Source organism: Streptomyces ferrugineus (genome assembly GCF_015160855.1).
GTDB lineage: Bacteria > Actinomycetota > Actinomycetes > Streptomycetales > Streptomycetaceae > Streptomyces > Streptomyces ferrugineus.
Window position 1 is genome coordinate 3,829,053 of sequence record NZ_CP063373.1, and the last position, 19,463, is coordinate 3,848,515.

Consider the following 19,463-nt stretch of genomic DNA (forward strand, 5'->3'; position numbering starts at 1 on the left):
CTTCCCACGGCCGGACCCACGGCAGAACCCACGACCGACTCCACGGCCGACTCTATGGCCGATCGAGCGGCCGGTCCCACAGCCTGGCGCCCGACCCGCCGCCGGATCACCGACGGCCTGCTCGCCGCGCTCGCCCCGATCGCCGCGTGCGCCGTCGCCCTGGGCGGCCTGACCACCTGGGTGGGCTCGGGCAACGCGGGCAGCCCGGCGCGGGTCGCCGTCACCGACGGGCAGGTCTTCCTGCCGTACGGCGATGTCCGGGACACCGCCGCGTTCTTCCGGATCACCAACACCGGGGGTGCCGACGACCGGTTGCTGAAGGTGACGTCGTCCGCCGTCGGCGGCGACATGACGCTCAGCCGGCACCGCATGACCAACGGCAGGGCGGCGTACGCGCAGACGGTGGACTCGGCCCGCGTCCCGGCCGGAGGCGGTCTCGAAATGTCCCCCTTCGGGCTGGACGTGACGCTGCGGGCCGAACCCGAGTGGCGGACGGGCACCTATGTGCCGTTCACCCTCCACTTCGAGCGGGGCGGGCGGATCGAGGTGCGGGCGAAGGTCGTCCGCCCCGGCGAGAACGGGTGATGAGTGTGGACAGCCCACACCTTTAGTCGTCGGTCGATGCGCGTGCCCGGTTCCCTCCCGTTGATGTGTCCTGTATCACTCTGCTGGGCTTGAGTGCGGGACGGGGGTGTGGTGCGTACCCACCCGTGACGCGTGGGCCCAGGATGCGAGGATGAGGGCCGTCATGACTGCTGGGTGGTGTGTGCGCACGATACGGGCCGCGGTGTTCGCGTCCGTCTGTGTGCTGCTCGCTGCCCTCGGCCACGTCCTGATGTCGGGCGTGACCGTCCCGTGGTGGACGCTGGCCGCCGGTGCTCTGGTCACGGGCGGCACGGGCTGGTGCCTGGCGGCCCGGGAGCGCGGCCTCCCCCTGGTCATGTCCGTCGTGGTCGTCGCCCAGGGCGGGCTGCACGCGGCCTTCGAGTTCGCGCAGTCGTCGGCCGCGACCGGGCACGCCATGGGCTCCATGCCCATGGACCCCACGTCCATGGATCCCCTGCCCATGGCCTCGATGGGCGCCATGGGCAGCGGGCACACGGGTGTGGGCCACATGAGCGTCGGCCACATGAGCGTCGGCGACATGGGTGCGGGCCACACAGGGCTCGCCACCACAGACCTCGGCCACACGGACCTCGCCAACATGGGTCTCGGCCATACGGGCATGGGCCACGACATGGGCGGCACGTCGTCGCTCGCCATGTTCGCCGCCCACACCCTCGCCGCGCTGCTGTGCGGCCTGTGGCTGGGCCACGGCGAGCGCGCCGCGTTCCGTATCCTGCGGGCCGTCGCCGGATGGCTGGCTGCCCCGCTGCGGCTGTCGCTCGCCCTGCCGGCGCCGCCGCACCGTCCGCGGCTGCGTCCGCGGCGCACCCGCTCCGACCGGGCGCCGCGGCTGCTTCCGCTCGTCCACACGATCACCTCTCGGGGGCCGCCGGTGGGGATCGCTGTCGTCTGAGACAGCCGGTTCCCCGAGGCCGCACGGACACGGACGTCGCACCGTCGACGCCGCCGGTGCCTCGGGCCCCGGCCGTACCTGTCGTACGGCCGCATCCCTTGCTTCCCCGGACTCTCCGGTACGGCGTGCCCGCACGTGTCGCGCGGCCGGGCCCCGCGCCCGGCGGTGACGCCGTCGTGCCCGCCTCCGTGCCGGAGTCCGGACTACCCGAGAAGGAACCAGGTGATTACTCCTGCCCTGCCCTCCCGCGACGAGTCGACGACCGCGTGGGCGCTGGCCGCCGGCGGAGGCGACCCGGAGGCGACGGACCGTTTCGTCCGCTCGCTGCACCGCGACGTCGTGCGCTACGTGGCGCATCTGTCCGCCGATCCACAGGCCGCCGACGATCTGGCGCAGGACACGTTCCTGCGTGCGCTCGGCAGCCTGCACCGGTTCGAGGGCCGCTCCTCGGCGCGTGCGTGGCTGCTGTCCATCGCGCGTCGCGCGGTCATCGACAGTCACCGGTACGCGGCCGCCCGGCCGCGGCTGTGCGACACCGACGACTGGGCGCTGCTGGCGGAACGCGCCCAGCCGACCGGTCTGCCCGGCTTCGACGACGGCATCGCCCTGCTGGACCTGCTGGACACGTTGCCGGAGGAGCGTCGTGAGGCGTTCGTCCTGACCCAGCTGGTGGGCCTGCCCTACGCGGAGGCGGCCGAGATGAGCGACTGCCCGGTCGGCACGGTCCGCTCCCGCGTGGCCCGCGCCCGGGCGACCCTCGTCGAGCTGTTGATGGAGGCCGAGCCCGGGACGGAGGTCGCGGCCGACGCCGTCGCCGCCTGACCGGGAACCCGGTGTCCGTTCCCCCGCCGGGAACTGGCACCGGGTTCGCCCCGACTACTGGATCGGGCGGCGGAGATCCGCCGGCGCCTTCAGTGGATCAAGGGGAGTTTCGATGCGTTCTCGTGTGGGGCGGGCCACGACGGCCGCGGTGCTCGGCGGCCTTCTGGCGGCAGGCTGCGGCAGCGGGAACAGCGACCCGGCGAGCTCCGCCGCCGGCCAGGGCGACTCCGCGGGCCACCCGGTCACCGTCACCGACTGCTCGGGCGCCGAGACCACCTTCACCAAGGCCCCCGAGCGCATCGTCACCAGCAACGCCTCCAGCCTGGAACTGCTGCTGCGGCTCGGTGCCGGGGACAAGGTGATCGGCACCGGCTTCCCGCCCGGCGCGGGCACCCTGCCGAACGGCCTCGACGCACAGGCGCGGCAGGTGAAGGTGCTCAGCGAGACCGTCATCCCCAAGGAGAAGCTCCTCGGCTCCGGCGCCGACCTCTACATCGACACCTTCGCCGCGATGAACATGGGCGGAGGCATGGGCGACACGCCGACCGAGGAGGAGTTCAGGGCGGCCGGCATCAAGCACACCTTCCTGAAGTCCACGGCCTGTGCCGCCCTGAGCAAGAGCCCCGTCACCGACCTGTCCGCCGTCGAGGACGACATCACCTCCCTCGGCGCGATCACGGGTACGAGCGCGAAGGCGAAGGAACTCGTCGACGGGATGAAGGAGAAGGTGGCCGCCGTCCGGAAGGCGGTCGGCGACACCCCCGAGAGGGAGCGGCCGACCTACTTCTTCTTCGACTACGACGCCGGCACCAAGCAGCCCATGGCCGTCTGCAACCGACAGGTCGCCAATGCGGTCATCACCCTCGCCGGGGCCCGCAACGCCTTCGCCGACTGCGACGGCGACTACAAGCAGGTCGGCTGGGAGGACGTGATCGCCAAGGACCCGGACTGGATCCAGCTCGGGGTGCGCGACCGGGGCAGCGAGGCGGCGAACGACAAGGCGTTCGACGAGGCGCAGAAGTGGCTGGAGTCGAACGCCGCGACCAAGGGGCTGAAGGCCGTCAAGGAGGGCCACCTCCTGCGCATCGGCTCCGAGCGGACCACCATCGCCGGCGTCACCAACGCCGACACGGTCGAGGCGATCGCGAAGCGGCTCCACCCCGGCAAGGTCGGCTGACCGTGCTCGACACCCTGGTGAGCCGTCAGGACACCGCGGATCGGCACCGGCGCTCCCTGCCCGCCGCGCCCCTCGCCCTCGCCCTCCTGCCGGCCCTGCTCGCCGCCCTCACCGCGGCGGTCTCCTGGGGCTCGACGTCCATCCCGGCCGGCGAGGTGTGGAGCGTGGTCGGGCGACGCCTGTCCGGCGAGGCACCCCGCCCCGGCACCGACGACCTGATCGTCTGGCAGCTCCGCGTCCCCCGCGCCCTGTTGGCGGCCCTCGTCGGCGCCGGGCTCGGTCTCGTCGGTACGGCGATGCAGGCCCTGGTGCGCAACCCGCTGGCCGACCCGTACTTCCTGGGCATCTCCAACGGTGCCTCCCTCGGGGCGGTCGCCGCGATCGTGCTCGGCCTCGGCACGGGCGGCGCGCTGGGACTCGGCCTGGCCGGCGCGGCCTTCGCGGGCGCCCTGGCCACCTTCGCACTGGTGTGGACGGTGGCCCGGCGCCGCGGCGGATTCGCACCGCTGCGGCTGGTGCTCGCCGGAGTGGCGATCGGGCAGTTCCTGTCCGGGTTCACCAGCTACCTGGTGCTCCAGGCCGGCGACGAGCAGCAGACCCACAGTGTGCTGTTCTGGCTCATGGGCAGCCTGAGCGGCGCGAGTTGGCCGCTGCTGGCCGCGCCCGCGGTCGCCGTGCCCGTCACACTGCTGTGGCTGCAGGCACGCGCCCGCCCGCTCAACGCCCTGATCATGGGCGACGAGACGGCCGCCGGGCTCGGCGTCGACGCCACCCGGCTGCGCCGGGAACTGTTCACCCTCACCAGCCTGCTGACCGGCGTACTCGTCGCCGTCTCCGGCGCCATCGCCTTCGTCGCGCTCATGGTGCCGCACGCCTGCCGCCTGGTCGTCGGCGGCGACCATCGCCGGCTGCTGCCGGTCTCGGCGCTGTTCGGGGCGCTGCTCCTGGTCGTGGTCGACATCGTGTGCCGTACGGCCATGGACACACAGGAGCTGCCGGTCGGCGTGGTCACCTCGCTCATCGGGGCTCCGGCCCTGCTGTACCTGCTGGACCGGCGTCTGGGGAGGGGAAGTTGAGGGGCTGGAGCGAGCCGACACAGACGACGCGGGGGAGCGGACGTTGAGAATCGAGATCGAGGACCTGCACGTCGCCTACGACGGCCGCACGGTCGTCTCCGGCGCCCGTCTGGTCGCCGCCGAAGGCGAGATCACCGGCCTCGTCGGTCCGAACGGCAGCGGAAAGTCCACCCTCCTGCGCACCGTCTACCGCCATCTGAAGCCGACCGCCGGCCGGGTCCTGCTCTCCGGCGCCGACCTGCGCCGGCTGAGCCCCGCCCAGGCGGCCCGCCATGTCGCCGCTCTCCCGCAGGAGCGGGGCGGCGACTTCGAGCTGACCGTCCGCGAGGTCGTCGCCATGGGCCGTACCCCGTACAAGCGGGCGTTCGCCGCGGAGGACGCCACCGACCGGGACGTCGTCGCCCGCGCCCTCGCGGACGTCGGCATGGCGCACCACACCGGGCGCCGCTTCACCGAACTGTCCGGCGGCGAACGCCAACGCGTCCTGCTGGCCCGCGCCTTCGCCCAGCAGCCGGACGTCCTGGTCCTGGACGAGCCCACCAATCACCTCGACATCCGCCACCAGGTGGAACTGCTCGCCCTGCTGCGCGAGCGGCGTCGCACGACCCTGGTGTCGCTGCACGACCTCAACGCCGCCGCCTCCGTCTGCGACCGGCTGCACGTCCTGCACGAGGGTCAGGTGGTCGCCTCGGGACCGCCCCGGGAGGTGCTGCGACCGGCCCTGCTGGCCGAGGTGTTCGGCGTACGGGCGACGGTGGTGGACCATCCGCTCACCGGCGACCCACTGATCGCCTTCGACCACCGGGCCCCGGCCGGGACGGAGGCGGGGCGTCCTTCAGCGGCGGCGGCAAGCTGAGCCAAGTCACCGGGCCGCCGCCCATGTACCCCCGCATTCCCCGCGTTTCCGGCCAAAACCGGGAACTCAACCCCAGGCCCTCCCGACCTCTGAGACGAGGCCGCCATCCGGCGGCCCGCATGACGAGAGGGCGCGAGAGTGACCAACCAGGGTCCGGGCGCGGACACGGGGCGACCCGGTCACATAGCGGCGGTCGAGGACCGTTGGCTGCTCGTGGCCGTGGCGGGCGCGCTGTCGTTCGTGGCCATGCTCGACATGAACATCGTCAATGTGGCGCTGGCCGACATCGCCGACGGCCTGCACGTCCCGGCCGGCACGGCGCAGTGGGCGGCGCTGGGCTATCAACTCCCCGTCGTCGCCCTGCTGCTGCCGGTCGGGCGGTGGCTGGACGGCGGGGGTGCGAGGCTCGCGCTGTGCGCGGCGACCGGCGGCTTCGCGCTGTGCGGGGCGCTGGCCGGGCTCGCTCCCTGGGCGGCCTGGCTGATCGCGGCCCGGATCGGGCAGGGCGCCTGCGCGGCGGTGCTGTTCGTGCTGATGCCGGTGCTGGTGATCCGCGCCGTACGGCCCGAGGTGCGCGGCCGGGCCATGAGCGTGCCCGCCACGCTCGGCCCACTGGGGGCCGTGACCGGCCCGGCGGTGGGCGGGCTGTTGCTGGACCACCTGGGCTGGCGCTGGGTGTTCCTGGTCAAGATCCCGTTCTGTCTGCTGGCCCTCGTCCTGGCCTGGAGGGCGATGCCCGCGGACGGTGCGCCACGCCTGCCCGACCGACGGTCCCTGGCCGACGCGCTGCTGGTGGGCGGCGGGCTGGCCCTGCTGCTGCTCGCGCTGACCCGGGGTTCCGGGCGACCGCCGTGGGTCCTGCTCGCGGTCGCCGCCGTACCGCCGTTGTGGTGGTGGCTGCGCGGGCCGGGCGGCCGTGCGGTGGCCGGCGTCCTGCGGTCGGCGGGACTGGTGCGGCCGCACGGCGCGGTCCTCGCGTCGGCGGCCGGGTTCGCCGCCATGCACTACGTCGTCGCCCTGCACCTGCAGCGCGACGAGGGCGTCAGCGCCACCGCGACCGGGCTGACCGTGCTCGCCTTCCCGCTCGGCATGGGGCTGGCCGGACCGATCGGCGGCCGGCTCGCGGACCGGTACGGGCCACGGCCCGTCGCCGTCACCGGGGCCGCGCTCACCGCGGTCGGCCTGCTCCTGCTGATCCCGCTGGGCGACGCCTGGTCGCCGCCCGATGTGGCCTGGCGGCTGACGCTGGCCGGCGTCGGCATGGGCCTGGGCGGCGGCCCGACCCAGGCCCTGGTCATGGGCGCCGCTCCGGTGGACCGGACCGCCACCGTCGGCTCCACGGTGCAGGTCGCCCGCAGCCTCGGCTTCACCCTCGGCCCCGCCCTGGCCACCGCGGCCTGGTCCGGCACCGGCACCCGGGCGGCGCTGACCCTCGCCGCCGGGGCCGCCGCCCTCGCCGTACCCCTGCTCGCCCTGCCCGTCCGGCGGAAGCCCACCGGGCCTGATCGGACGACCATCCCCGCGCCCCCTTGATCCACCCGCCCGTACCCCTGCTCGCCCTGCTCGCCCTGCGCGTCCGACGGCCCGACCGGACCCGAGCGGACCACCGACCCCGTCACCCCCTGATCCAGGAGCACCCCATGTGCGGAATCACCGGCTGGGCGTCCTTCCACCGCGACGCCCGCACCCAGGCCCCGGTCATCGAGGCCATGACCGCCGAACTGTCCCGGCGCGGCCCCGACGCCGGGGGCGTATGGCTCGGCGAGCGGGCCGCCGTCGGACACCGCCGCCTCGCCGTCATCGACCTCGAAGGCGGCACCCAGCCGATGACCGACCGGCCGCACGAGCCCACCGCCGTGCTCACCTACAGCGGAGAGATCTACAACCACCACGCACTGCGCGCCGAACTGCGCGGCCGCGGACACCGGTTCCGCACCCGCAGCGACACCGAGGTGGTACTGCGCGCCTACGCCGAGTGGGGTGACGATCTCGCCGAGCGTTTGGAGGGCATGTTCGCCTTCGCCGTCTGGGACGAACGCGACCGGCGGCTGCTCCTCGTCCGCGACCGGCTCGGCGTCAAACCGCTGTTCTGGGCGGCCGTCGACGGCGGCCTGGCCTTCGCCTCCGAGCCCAAGGCGCTGTTCCGGCACCCGGAGATCCGGCCCCGGGTGGACGCCGACGGGCTGCGGGAGGCGTACAGCCTGCTGTTCAACACCGGGCCGACGGTGTGGTCCGGCGTACGCGAGGTCGAACCGGGCGGACTGCTCGTCCTGGACCGGGACGGCGTCCGCGAGCACCGCTACTGGCAGTTGGAGGCGGGTCGGCACGAGGACGACCGGGACGCCACCGTGGAGCGGATCGGCAGCCTGGTCGGCGGCGCCGCCCGCGGTCAGCTGGAGGCCGACGTCCCGCTGTGCAGCCTGCTGTCCGGCGGCCTGGACTCCACCGTCCTGACCGCCCTGCTCGCCGACGAACTCCGGCTGCGCGAAGGCCCGGACGCCCGCATCCGCTCCTACGCCGTGGACTACAGCGACCAGGCCGAGCGCTTCACCGGTGACGTCCTGCGCACCGGCCACGACACCCCGTACGCCGTCGAGGCGGGCGCGTTCGTCGGCACCGACCACAGCACGGTCGTACTGGACCCGCTCACCCTGCTCGACCCCGAGCACCGCAGGGCCGTCGTCGCGGCCCGCGACTCGCCGATCGGCGTCGGCGACATGGACACCTCGCTGTATCTGCTGTTCGGACAGATACGACGGCACTCGACCGTCGCCGTGTCCGGCGAGGCCGCCGACGAGGTCTTCGGCGGCTACCCCTGGTTCCACCACCCCAGGGCGCTGGCCGCCGGCACCTTCCCCTGGCTGCTGGTCACCGGCGACGAGGCCGCCATGCCCCTCGACCCCGAACTCGACCTGCGCATCGGCGAGTTCCGCGACGACACCTACAGCGGCGCCCTCGCCGCCGTACCCCACCTCGACGGCGAGAGCCCCGCCGAGCACCGGCAGCGCGAGATGCAGCACCTGTCCCTGACCCGGTGGCTGCGCCAACTCCTGCACCGCAAGGACCGGTTGAGCATGGCCCAGGGACTGGAGGTCCGCGTCCCGTACTGCGACCACCGGCTCGTGCAGTACGCCTTCGACACGCCCTGGGCGCTGAAGAGCTTCGACGGCCGGGAGAAGAGCCTGCTGCGGGCCGCCGGAGCGGGCCTGGCGCCCCACTCGGTGCTGCACCGCTCCAAGAACCACTACCCGGCCACCCACCACCCCGACTACAACCGTGGGCTGCAGGACCTGGCCCGTGACGCCCTCGCCGTCGAGCAGGTCCGGGCGCTGGCCGACGAGACCCGCCTCAAACCCTGCCTCGACGCCCCGCCCGAGCAGGTGGAGTGGAGCCACCGGATCCGCCTCGAACGCGTCGTCGACCTCGCCCTGTGGCTGGACCACCACCGGCCCGAACTCGCCCTCTAGGAGCCCGCGCATGCCCCTCCAGGAACCCATGCCGGCCGTGCACCCCGAACCGCTGCCCGACCCGGTGCCGCTGACGGGCTGTCCGTACAAGGCCGACCCCTACCCGCTGTACGAGCGGATGCGCGAGGCTGGACCCGTCCACCGGGTCCTCTTCCCCAGCGGCGTTCAGGCCTGGCTCGTCACCGGATACGACGCCGCCCGCGCCGCCCTGAACGACGGCCGCCTCGGCAAGAACCACGACCGGGGCAACGACCACTGGCGCGCCCGCGCCTCGATCATGCCCGAGCCGCAGCATTCGCAGCTCCAGGCCCACCTCCTCCATCAGGACCCGCCGGTCCACACCCATATGCGGCGCTTCGTGACGGACGCCTTCACACCGCGCCGCATCGAGCGACTCGGGCCGCGCTTCCAGGAGCTGGCCGACGCTCTGGTCGACGCGCTCCCGGACACCGGTCCCGCCGACCTCGTCAGCGGCTTCGCCGCCCGCTTCCCCTTCCAGGTCCTCGCCGAAGTCATCGGACTGCCGGGCGAGTTGGCCGCGCGCTTCGACCGCGACTGGGGCAAGGTCGTCCAGCCGGTCGGTCCGACGGACCCGGGGCGACCCCTGTACGAGGCCCGGCTGCACGGTCTGCAGAGCTACATCGCCGAGGTCGTCGCGCACAAGCGCCGGCACGGGGACGACGACCTGCTCGGCCGGCTCGTCGTGGCCCGCGACCGGGGCGAACTGTCCCAGGCGGAGCTGGACTCGATGATCTTCCAGCTGCTGGTCGCCGGCCAGGAACCGGTCACGAACCAGATCACGACCGCCCTCATCGCCCTGTTCCGCCACCCCGACCAGCTCGCCCGGTTGCGCGACGACCCGGACCTGCTGCCCCGCGCGGTCGAGGAACTCCTGCGCTACGACAGCGCCTTCGAGCTGACCACCTGGCGCTTCTTCGACCGGGACAGCGACCTGTACGGCACCGGGGTCCCGGCCGGCGACTCCGTGATCGTCTCCCTGTGCGCGGCCAACCGCGACCCGCGCCGCTTCCCCGACCCCGACGCCCTGGACTTCGAGCGATCGCCGAATCCGCACCTGGCCTTCGGCCATGGCATCCACTTCTGCCCCGGTGCCGCCCTCGCCCGCACCGAACTCCGGATCGCCCTCGGCACCCTGCTCACCCGCCTGCCCGGACTCCACCTCGCCATCAGGGACGAGGACATCGAGTGGATCCCGGCCGTCCTGGGCCGCGGCACGAACCGCCTGCCGGCCGGCTACGACCGACGGCTGTGAAGCGCCGAACCGCCATGCCCGCACGCCCACCGGAGGAACGACATGCTGCTGACGACCGCCCCGGGCACCCTTCCCCGGAGCACCGGCGCACAGATCCTGAACCTGCTCCTGCCGCACCACCGCACCACCGACCAGCCCCAGGCCACGGCGGCCGACGCGTTCCCCCATCAACTGCGCCGGATCAACGACTTCCTCCGCAAGGACGCCCCCGTCGTCCTCACCCTGCCCGGCTTCCCCTGCAAGTCACCCAACCCGGCCAAGACCCTCGGCCACCTCCCCGACATGGGCGAACGTCTCTCCCTCACCTTCCTCGACACCCTGTGCGCCGAGATCGAGAAGATCCACCCACCCGGCGCCCAGGTCGTCATCTGCTCCGACGGCCATGTCTTCGGCGACCTGATCCGCGTCCCCGACGAGCACATCGACGCCTACGCGGACGAACTGCGCGCGCAGATCAGGGAGTCGGGCCTGCGCCGCCTGACCGTGTTCGACCTGCGCGACGTCCTCGGCGACCTCCCGCACGACGGCAAACGGGCCCACGTCCACGACCGCTACGCCCCCACCCTGGACGCCCTGCGCGCCGAGGTCCGCACCGACGCGCCCACCCTCGCCCTGTACCGGGGCATCACCCGCTTCCTCGTCGAGGACACCGCCGAGTTCCCCGGCACCCGCTCCGCCCTGCAACGCGAGTGCCGCGGACGGGCGTACGGCGTCATCCAGCGCAGCCGCGCCTGGGGCCGGCTCATCGCCGATCACCACCCGCGCGCGGTACGTCTGTCCATCCATCCCCAGCCCGTGGGCGCCGCCAAGTTCGGCATCCGGCTGCTCGACGCCCCCGACGTGTGGACCACGCCCTGGCACTCCGTCGCCCTGCGCGAGACCGACGGCCGCTGGACCCTCATGCCCCACGCCAGGGCGCGGCGCCTGGGCCGGCTGGTGCACCGCGACGGCAGACCGAGCCACTACCAGCGGGCGTGACGGCGCACCCGGGGCGTTGTCAGTGGGCCGTGTTATCCAGGTGGGGATCTGGGAGGTGACTCGATGCTGATCGAAACGACCGCTCCACTGGCCCGCGCCACCGAGGAGGCGATCCGCACCGGCAACGTGGCGGCGCTGCGGGACCTGCTCACCGCGCATCCGGGGCTGGCCACGGCGCGGGTGGGCAACATGAAGACCACGCGGACCCTGCTGCACATCGCCACCGACTGGCCCGGCCACCTGCCCGGCGGCCCCCGGACGGTGACCGCGCTGGTCGCGGCCGGCGCGGAGGTGAACGCCCGGTTCACCGGCGCGCACCGCGAGACCCCGCTGCACTGGGCGGCGAGCTGCGACGACGTGCCCGTCCTGGACGCCCTGCTCGACCTGGGCGCCGACATCGAGGCCGACGGCGGGGTGATCGGCGACGGCACACCCCTGGCGGACGCGGTGGCCTTCGGGCAGTGGAGGTGCGCGCGACGCCTGGTGGAGCGCGGCGCCCGCACCACCCTGTGGCAGGCCGCCGCCCTCGGCGAGGCCGACCGCGTCGCCGACTGCTTCTCCTCCGACTCCGACCGGCCCGGAGCCGAGGACGTCACCGCCGCCCTGTGGTGCGCCTGCCACGGCGGGCAGCGCGACATGGCCGACTACCTGCTGCGACGGGGCGGTGACATCAACTGGATCGGCTACGACCGGCTCACCGCGCTGGACGCCGCCCACCGCGCGGGCCACCGGACGCTGGTCGGATGGCTGCGCGAGCAGGGGGCGAGGTCCGCCGAGGAGTTGGTCTGACACCGGCCGAGATGCGGGCGGCCGGGCAGGGGTGAAGACTGGGACTCGGCGGGGACGCTGCGCCCTGCCGACATCGACACGTCGATACATCCACACGAGGTGCGAACGGATCCGCGCACCACGCCCCCGCAGCCCGCCCGGACGTCAGGCGCCGCCATCCGTCCGCGGCTCACCGTCCTCACACGGAGGGAGCCGGCCATGGGCGGCATCAACGGAACAGCAATGGAGGGCCTGCGCGAGGGGATGCGGGGACCCGTCATCACCGCGCGGGACCCGGGTTACGACGAGACCCGCGCCATCTACAACGCCATGATCGACCGGCGCCCCGCGGCCTTCGCCCAGTGCGTGGACGCCGCGGACGTACGGACCGCGATCTCCTTCGCGCGGGACAACGCAGTGGAGCTCGCGGTGCGCGGCGGCGGCCACAGCGGACCCGGCCTGTGCCTGGTCGACGACGCGCTCGTCCTGGACCTGTCGACCATGCGCGGCGTACGCGTGGACCCGGGCACGATGACCGCACAGGTGTCCGGCGGCGCCCAACTGGGCGACCTGGACCACGCGACCCACACCTTCGGCCTGGGCGTGCCGGCCGGCATCATCTCGATGACCGGCGTGGGCGGCCTCACCCTCGGCGGCGGCCACGGCCACCTCACCCGCAAGTACGGCCTGACCATCGACAGCCTGCTGTCGGCGGACGTGGTCCTCGCCGACGGAACGTTCGTCACCGCCTCCGAGGACGAGCACCCCGACCTGTTCTGGGCGCTGCGGGGCGGCGGCGGGAACTTCGGCGTCGTCACCTCGTTCACCTTCCGGCTGCACCCGGTCGGCACGGTCGGCGTCGCGGTGACCGTGTGGCCGGTCGACCGCACACCGGAAGTACTGCGCTGGTACCGCGAGTTCATCCCCGCCGCGCCGCAGGACCTCAACGGCTTCTTCACCCTCTTCGCCATCCCGCCCGGACCGCCGTTCCCCGAGCCGATCCACGGGCAGAAGATGTGCGGTGTCGTCTGGTGCTACACCGGCGACCTGGAGGGCGACCGGCTGGAGCAGGCGCTGGCCCCGGTGAACGAACCGGCGCCGTCCGCCTTCCACTTCACCACGCCCATGCCCTACCCCGCCCTGCAGGCCATGTTCGACGAGCTGATCCCCAAGGGCTACCAGTGGTACTGGCGCGGCGACTTCTTCGACACGATCTCCGACGCCTCCATCGACGTCCACCACAAGTACGGCGAGAACCTCCCCACCGAGCTGTCCCTGATGCACCTGTATCCCGTGGACGCCGCGGCCCACCGGGTCGGCGCCGACGACACGGCCTGGGCCTACCGGGACGCCCTGTGGTCCGGAGTGATCGCCGGGGTCGACCCGGACCCCGCCAACGCCGGGCTGATCCGGCAGTGGTGCGTCGAGTACTGGAGCGATCTGCATCCGCACTCCATGGGCGGCGCCTACATCAACTTCATCGGCGAGGGGGAGAGCACCGACCGCGTCCACGGCACCTATCGCGGCCACTACGACCGGCTGGCCGCGATCAAGCAGACCTACGACCCCGACAACTTCTTCCACGCCAACCAGAACATCCCGCCGACGCCCGGCTGATGTCCCTCGCCCCGTCGTTCACCCGGAGGCACCGCCTGGGGTAAGGTCCCCAGGGTTGTTCGGCTACTGACTGGTAGTGCGCCGGTGCGGGGAGTGTCGGAGGGCGGCAGAACGATGGAATCCCAGTTGGGCGAGGGCGGATCCGTGGGCGTCGACGGCACCCGCCTGGAGGAGATGGCGCCCGAACCGCTGCTGACCCGCGACTACGAGACACGCCCCTCCCTCGTGTACGAGCGGCTCAGGCAGCGGCACGGCCCGGTCGCCCCGGTCGACCTGCTCGGCGTTCCCGCCTGGCTGGTCCTCGGCTACCGCGAGGCGCTGCAGGTGCTCCAGGACGACGAGGGCTGGCCGAAGGGGCTGGAGAACTGGCGGGCCCGCACCGACGGCGAGGTCCCCGCCGACTGGCCGCTCGGGCCCAGCCTGGAGGTCAACCACATCCTGATCCAGGGCGGCCCCGGATACGGATCGCTGCGCACGGCGTGGGACGCGGCGCTCAAGCCGTTCCAGGATCCCTCCCACCCCCAGGCGAAGCGGCTGAAGGCGGCCGTCACCGCCTACGCCGACGAACTGATCACCCTGGTCGGACAGGGCGGCGGCACGGGCGTCGCCGACCTGTCCGCGCAGTTCTCGCGGCCGCTGCCGCTGATGGTGGCCAGCCACCTCCTGGGCTTTCCCGGATCACAGGGCGACGACGCCCTGATGGACATGTGGCGGGTCCTGGACGCGGGCCCGGACGCCGAGCCCGCTCTGGAGCGGCTGCTGGCGACGCTCGCGGAACTGGCGGCCGTGAAGCTGAAGGAGCCGGGCGACGACTTCCCCTCCCACCTCCTGGCCGCCCACCCCGGTCTCTCGCTCGACGAGCTGGCCCGCGAGCTGTTCATGCTGCTCGGCATGACCTCCGACCACGTCGGCATCCTCATGTCCAACACCGTGGTCGAGGTCATCTCCGGCGACGGCGACGGCGTGCGCGCCAGTCTGTCCGCCGGAATGATCCGGGAGACCATGAACCGCGTCGTCATGCGCAAGCCGCCGCTGGTGAACTTCGTGCCGCGGTTCGCCGCCAAGGACACCCCGCTCGGCGCCTACACGATCCGCGCCGGCGACCCGGTGTGGGTCTCCTCCGCCGCCGCGCACGCCGACCCGCTCTTCGCCGACCATGTCGCATCCGGCAGCACGATCAGCACCCGGGCCCATCTGTCCTGGGGCGCCGGCCGCCGCCAATGCCCGGCGCGCGAGCTGGCCTCCACGGTCGCGGCGGTCGGCGTGGGCCGGCTCTTCGAGCGGTTCTCCGATCTGGAGCTGGCCCTGCCGGCCGACCAACTGCCCTGGCGCTCCTCGCCGTTCATGCGCGGCCTGCGCTCGCTGCCCGTACGGTACGAACTCGCCCCGATGACCGAGCGGCCCACGACGCCCGGGCACGCGCCGGCCGCGCAGTCGGCGCCGGAGTCGGAGCCCGAGAACGCCGAGCCGGTGCTGCCGGACCAGTCCGCCCGGCAGCGCTCGTCGCTGTGGCGCTACCTGACGGGCCTGATCCGCGGCGGTCGTTGATCCGGGGCGGTACGCACCGGGCCGCGCGGTCGACTCCATGATCGACTGGAGGGCCGTACGGCACCGGCGTACGGTCGAATGGTGGCGGGAGCCAGTCACCGAACACCCGCCCACGGCGCACTGCCATGAGCAACCCGGAGCCGACACCCGAAGCACGGGCCACCCCGCAGGAGACGGAGCGGGGCGAGGGCCGGGGCAGCGGTATGGCGCTGCTGGTCATCGCGTCCTGTCAGCTGATGGTGGTGCTCGACATCACCATCGTGAACATCGCCCTGCCGCACATCCAGCGTTCGCTCGACTTCTCCACGACGAGCCTGTCCTGGGTGGTCAACGCCTACACGCTCACCTTCGGCGGACTGCTGCTGCTCGGCGGCCGGATGGGCGACATCCTCGGCAGACGGCGCGTGTTCATCTTCGGCGTGCTGCTGTTCGTGCTCGCCTCGCTGCTCGGCGGAATGTCCCAGAACTCCTGGCAACTCCTGGCCGCCCGCGCTCTGCAGGGCGTCGGCGGCGCCATCGCCTCCCCGACCTCCCTCGCCCTGATCAGCACGACCTTCCGTGAAGGACCCGAACGCAACCGGGCGTTCGGGGTGTTCGCCGCGGTCTCGGCGGGCGGCGGCGCGATCGGGCTGCTGGCGGGCGGCATGCTGGTCGAGTGGCTCAACTGGCGCTGGGTGCTGTTCGTCAACGTGCCCATCGGGCTGCTCATCGCGCTCGCCACCCCGCGCTGGATCCGTGAGTCCGAGCGCCACCCCGGGCACTTCGACCTGGCGGGCGCGCTCACCTCCACCGTCGGCATGGTGCTGCTGGTGTACGGGTTCATCCGGGCCGCGCAGGACGGCTGGCGGGACGCGCTCACCCTGGCCGCGTTCGGGGCGGCCGTCGTGGTGCTGCTGCTGTTCGTGCTGGTCGAGCAGCGCTCCAGACAGCCGATCACACCGCTGCACATGTTCGCGGACCGCAACCGGGCGGGCACGTACGGCATGATGCTGAGCCTGGCCGCGGCGATCTTCGGCATGTTCTTCTTCCTCACCCTCTTCGTGCAGAACGTGCTGGACTTCAGCCCGCTGCAGGCCGGTCTCGCCTTCCTGCCGGTGAGCGCCGTCATCGCGGTGGGCGCGGGGCTCGCCTCCCAACTGCTGCCGAAGTACGGGCCCAAGCCGTTCATGGTGACGGGCGCGATCCTGGCCGCCGCGGGCCTGGCCTGGCTGACCCTGACCGACGTCCACTCCACCTACGCGGGCAGCATCCTCGGGCCCATCCTGGTCTTCAGCCTCGGCATGGGCATGGAGTTCGTGTCCCTGACCCTGATGGCGCTGTCCAACGTGGCCACCCAGGAGACCGGTGCCGCCTCGGGGCTGCTCAACGCCACCCAGCAGGTGGGCGGTTCCCTCGGGCTGTCCATCCTGGTCACGATGTTCGGCACGGCCAGCAACAACGAGGCCGACAAACAGATCCCGGCCTTCCTGTCCCGGGCCACCCCGCCGGAGCGGCTGCGCTTCGAGCGCACGGGGCAGCTTCCGCCGCCGTACGCTGACGAGGTCCTGACCGCCGGTGTCTCGGCCACATTCATCATGGCGGCGATCTTCACGGTGATCGCCGCGGTGATCGCCCTGCTCGTGATCCAGGTCCGGCCCTCCGACCTGGAGCGGCTGCAGGGCGGCGGGATACCGACCCCCTGAGGCGTTCGCCACGCAGAGTGACAGATCCCATGCCTCGCGTGCCCACAGTGACAGTTCTGACGCCCCATCCGATGTGTGACTCGTGGGGAAGGTGCGCACAACTGGTGCGCCTGGTGTGACGACCTTCACCCCGATGTGGCGGAAAGTGATGAATTCCTTACGCAAGAAGCGCGTAAGGGACGGTAATGCAGACAACGTCCGTGGAGGTTTCGAGTGCGACCGTTCACCCTCAACTACGCGTCTCCCCGAGGGCTTCCGATCGCGGTGACGCCGTATCACTTCGACCCGGCCCGGCAGCTGAACGTGCTGCCCGACGGCCGCCCCGCCGTCAGTGACCCCGAACTCCTGCTCGCGGTCGGCACGACGACGTCGACCGCCGGGTCCGCGACTCACTTCGACGACTGACGAACCGGGCGCGCATGACGGTTCTGATCCTCACGTCCGAGGAGGACGTGACCGCCGACATGGTGGTGACCAGACTGCACGGGACGGGCACGCCCGTGCTGCGGCTGGACCCCGCCGACCTGCCGGGCAAGGCCGTGCTGTCCGCCGACTACGCGCACGGTGACTTCGACGGGCATCTGTCGGTCAACGGACATGTGCTCAGCATGGGCGGCCTGCGCTCCATCTGGGTGCGCAGGCCGGGGGAACCGGCCGCGCACGCCGCCGACCCCTCACCGTGGCTGACCGCCGAGACCCGGCAGGCGCTGTACGGGATGCTCCACTCCGCCGCCGCACGGTGGATGAACCATCCGCGCAACGCCGACCAGGCCCGGCTGAAGCCCTGGCAGCTGCGGGTCGCCCACCTCAGCGGCTTCGCCGTGCCACCGACGGTCTTCACCACGGCACCCCGGCTGGCCCGGGAGTTCGCCGAGGAGCACCGGGAGGTCGTGGTGAAGTCCGCCTCGGGTCCGCCGCCCGGCGACGACCCGGCGCTGGCCCTGCCCACCACCCTCATCGGCCCCGACGCGGACTTCTCCGCCGTCGCGGCCGGGCCCGCGCTGCTCCAGCGGTACGTGCCCAAGCGGGCCGACATCCGCCTGACCTGCGTCGGCCCCCGCCTGTTCGCCGCGCGCAAGACCGCCGAGCCCGGCCAGGTCGACGGCCGCTACGGCGACACCGAGCACTCCTGGGAGCCGGTCGAGGTCCCCGAGCGCATCGGCAAGTCGGTGCACGAGTACGTCACCCTCGCCGGACTGGCCTACGCCGCCTTCGACTTCGCCGAGGACGAGGACGGCATCTGGTGGTTCCTGGAGTGCAACCAGGGCGGCCAGTTCGGCTTCGTCGAGCTGGAGACCGGGCAGCCGATCTCGGAGGCCGTCGCCCATTGGCTGGCACAGCGCAGGCCGGACCGCCGCGGCGGGTGAGCCGGCCGGCCACTCCCGCTGGACTACCTTGAGGAGCACAGGCACACCGGTCGCGGAACACGGGAGGGCACGCGATGACCACGCGGCGGGCGATCGCGCCGGAAGAGCTCGACACGCTGAACCTGGCCGATCCGCGGTTGCACGCCGAGAGCGATCTGTCCGCCGTGTGGCGCCATCTGAGGGAGCATCGGCCGGTCCACTGGAATCCGCCGACCGACACCGCCCCCGGCTTCTGGGTGGTGACCCGGCACGCCGACGTCACCTCCGTGTACCGGTCCAGCGCACGCTTCACCTCCGAGGGCGGCAACGTCCTGGAGACGCTGCTCGCGGGCGGCGACACCGGGGCCGGGCGGATGCTCGCCATCACCGACGGGGAGAGGCACACGGGGCTGCGCCGTGTGCTGATGTCGGCGTTCTCGCCGCGGGCGCTGGAGCCCATCGTGGAGAGTGTGCGGCGCACGGTGAACCGGCTGCTGCGGGACGCGCTGGAGAAGGGCCGCTGCGACTTCGCCACCGACGTGGCGGCCGGGATACCTCTCGGCGCCATCTGCGACCTGCTGGGCGTTCCCGACCGCGACCGGGCCCATGTGCTGAGCCTGACGTCCTCCGCGCTGGGCTCGCACGAGGCGGACAGTACGGCGGTGGACGCGTGGATCGCCAAGAACGAGATCCTGCTCTACTTCGCGGGCCTCGCCCGCGACCGGCGCGACAGCGGCCACTCGGACGTCATCGCCCTGCTGGCGGGGAGCGAGGTGGGCGGGCTGCCGCTGGACGACGACGAGATCATCCTCAACTGCTACAGCCTGATCCTGGGCGGCGACGAGACGGCCCGGCTGTCCATGGCCGGCGCCGCCCTCGCGCTGCTGGACCACCCCGACCAGTGGCAGGCCCTCAAGTGCGGCGACGCCGGCATCGGCACCGCCGTCGAGGAGATCCTGCGCTGGACGACCCCCGCCCTGCACTCCGGACGCACCGCGACCGCCGACACCGAGGTCGGCGGCCGGCCGGTCGGGGCAGGGGAGATCGTCACCGTGTGGAACGCCTCCGCCAACCATGACGAGCAAGTCTTCGACACACCGGCCGAGTTGCGCCTGGACCGCACCCCGAACAAGCACGTCACCTTCGCCTACGGCCCCCACTTCTGCCTCGGCGCCCATCTGGCCCGGGCGGAGATCGGGGCGGTACTGGCCGGGCTGCGGGACCTGGTGGCGCAGATGGAGCAGACGGGCCCGGCCAAGCCCGTCTACTCCAACTTCCTCAGCGGCCTCAGCGCCCTGCCGATCGCGCTGAAGGCCGCCTGAACCGGGCGTACC

The 19,463-nt window shown here is 72.6% G+C and carries 17 protein-coding genes; all 17 read left to right on the top strand.

What is annotated here, in order from left to right:
• The first annotated feature begins 54 nt into the window (after nucleotides 1-54).
• The 17 genes from IM697_RS17490 (at nucleotide 55) to IM697_RS17570 (ending at nucleotide 19,451) form a co-directional block, all read left to right on the top strand.
• Nucleotides 55-585, top strand: a complete 531-nt coding sequence (locus tag IM697_RS17490; RefSeq protein ID WP_194049752.1) for a copper chaperone PCu(A)C — start codon at nucleotides 55-57, stop codon at nucleotides 583-585.
• 163 nt (nucleotides 586-748) lie between these two features.
• Nucleotides 749-1,519 carry a hypothetical protein gene (locus IM697_RS17495; protein ID WP_194048615.1) on the top strand — a complete coding sequence of 257 codons (771 nt, stop codon included), beginning with the start codon at nucleotides 749-751 and terminating at the stop codon, nucleotides 1,517-1,519.
• A gap of 222 nt (nucleotides 1,520-1,741) precedes the next feature.
• Nucleotides 1,742-2,341: a sigma-70 family RNA polymerase sigma factor gene (locus IM697_RS17500; protein WP_194048616.1), complete on the top strand. Its 600-nt coding sequence runs from the start codon at nucleotides 1,742-1,744 to the stop codon at nucleotides 2,339-2,341.
• 112 nt (nucleotides 2,342-2,453) lie between these two features.
• Nucleotides 2,454-3,518: an ABC transporter substrate-binding protein gene (locus IM697_RS17505; protein ID WP_194048617.1), complete on the top strand. Its 1,065-nt coding sequence runs from the start codon at nucleotides 2,454-2,456 to the stop codon at nucleotides 3,516-3,518.
• A gap of 2 nt (nucleotides 3,519-3,520) precedes the next feature.
• Nucleotides 3,521-4,594, top strand: coding sequence for a FecCD family ABC transporter permease (locus tag IM697_RS17510; RefSeq protein WP_228044724.1), 1,074 nt, complete (start codon nucleotides 3,521-3,523; stop codon nucleotides 4,592-4,594).
• A 43-nt stretch (nucleotides 4,595-4,637) separates the two neighbouring features.
• On the top strand, nucleotides 4,638-5,450 hold the full coding sequence (locus IM697_RS17515) for an ABC transporter ATP-binding protein (protein ID WP_194048618.1): 813 nt from the start codon (nucleotides 4,638-4,640) through the stop codon (nucleotides 5,448-5,450).
• Between the two features lie 138 nt (nucleotides 5,451-5,588).
• On the top strand, nucleotides 5,589-6,983 hold the full coding sequence (locus IM697_RS17520) for an MFS transporter (protein WP_194048619.1): 1,395 nt from the start codon (nucleotides 5,589-5,591) through the stop codon (nucleotides 6,981-6,983).
• A gap of 107 nt (nucleotides 6,984-7,090) precedes the next feature.
• A complete protein-coding gene (gene asnB / locus IM697_RS17525; RefSeq protein ID WP_194048620.1) occupies nucleotides 7,091-8,917 on the top strand; it encodes an asparagine synthase (glutamine-hydrolyzing) in 1,827 nt (608 codons plus the stop codon).
• A gap of 10 nt (nucleotides 8,918-8,927) precedes the next feature.
• A complete protein-coding gene (locus tag IM697_RS17530; RefSeq protein ID WP_194048621.1) occupies nucleotides 8,928-10,190 on the top strand; it encodes a cytochrome P450 family protein in 1,263 nt (420 codons plus the stop codon).
• 42 nt (nucleotides 10,191-10,232) lie between these two features.
• Nucleotides 10,233-11,168, top strand: coding sequence for an L-tyrosine/L-tryptophan isonitrile synthase family protein (locus tag IM697_RS17535; RefSeq protein WP_194048622.1), 936 nt, complete (start codon nucleotides 10,233-10,235; stop codon nucleotides 11,166-11,168).
• Nucleotides 11,169-11,231: 63 nt separating this feature from the next.
• Nucleotides 11,232-11,957 (top strand): ankyrin repeat domain-containing protein, encoded by a 726-nt coding sequence (locus IM697_RS17540; protein WP_194048623.1) that lies wholly within the window; start codon nucleotides 11,232-11,234, stop codon nucleotides 11,955-11,957.
• Between the two features lie 198 nt (nucleotides 11,958-12,155).
• Entirely contained in the window at nucleotides 12,156-13,553 is a 1,398-nt protein-coding gene (locus IM697_RS17545) for an FAD-binding oxidoreductase (protein WP_194048624.1), read from the top strand.
• A gap of 114 nt (nucleotides 13,554-13,667) precedes the next feature.
• Nucleotides 13,668-15,101: a cytochrome P450 gene (locus IM697_RS17550; RefSeq protein WP_194048625.1), complete on the top strand. Its 1,434-nt coding sequence runs from the start codon at nucleotides 13,668-13,670 to the stop codon at nucleotides 15,099-15,101.
• 203 nt (nucleotides 15,102-15,304) lie between these two features.
• Complete coding sequence (locus tag IM697_RS17555; RefSeq protein ID WP_194049754.1) at nucleotides 15,305-16,783, top strand: MFS transporter; 1,479 nt, start codon at nucleotides 15,305-15,307, stop codon at nucleotides 16,781-16,783.
• A gap of 213 nt (nucleotides 16,784-16,996) precedes the next feature.
• Entirely contained in the window at nucleotides 16,997-17,188 is a 192-nt protein-coding gene (gene tgmA / locus IM697_RS17560) for a putative ATP-grasp-modified RiPP (RefSeq protein WP_194048626.1), read from the top strand.
• Nucleotides 17,189-17,202: 14 nt separating this feature from the next.
• A complete protein-coding gene (gene tgmB, locus IM697_RS17565) occupies nucleotides 17,203-18,150 on the top strand; it encodes an ATP-grasp ribosomal peptide maturase (RefSeq protein ID WP_194048627.1) in 948 nt (315 codons plus the stop codon).
• 74 nt (nucleotides 18,151-18,224) lie between these two features.
• A complete protein-coding gene (locus IM697_RS17570; RefSeq protein WP_194048628.1) occupies nucleotides 18,225-19,451 on the top strand; it encodes a cytochrome P450 in 1,227 nt (408 codons plus the stop codon).
• The last annotated feature ends 12 nt before the right edge of the window (nucleotides 19,452-19,463 follow it).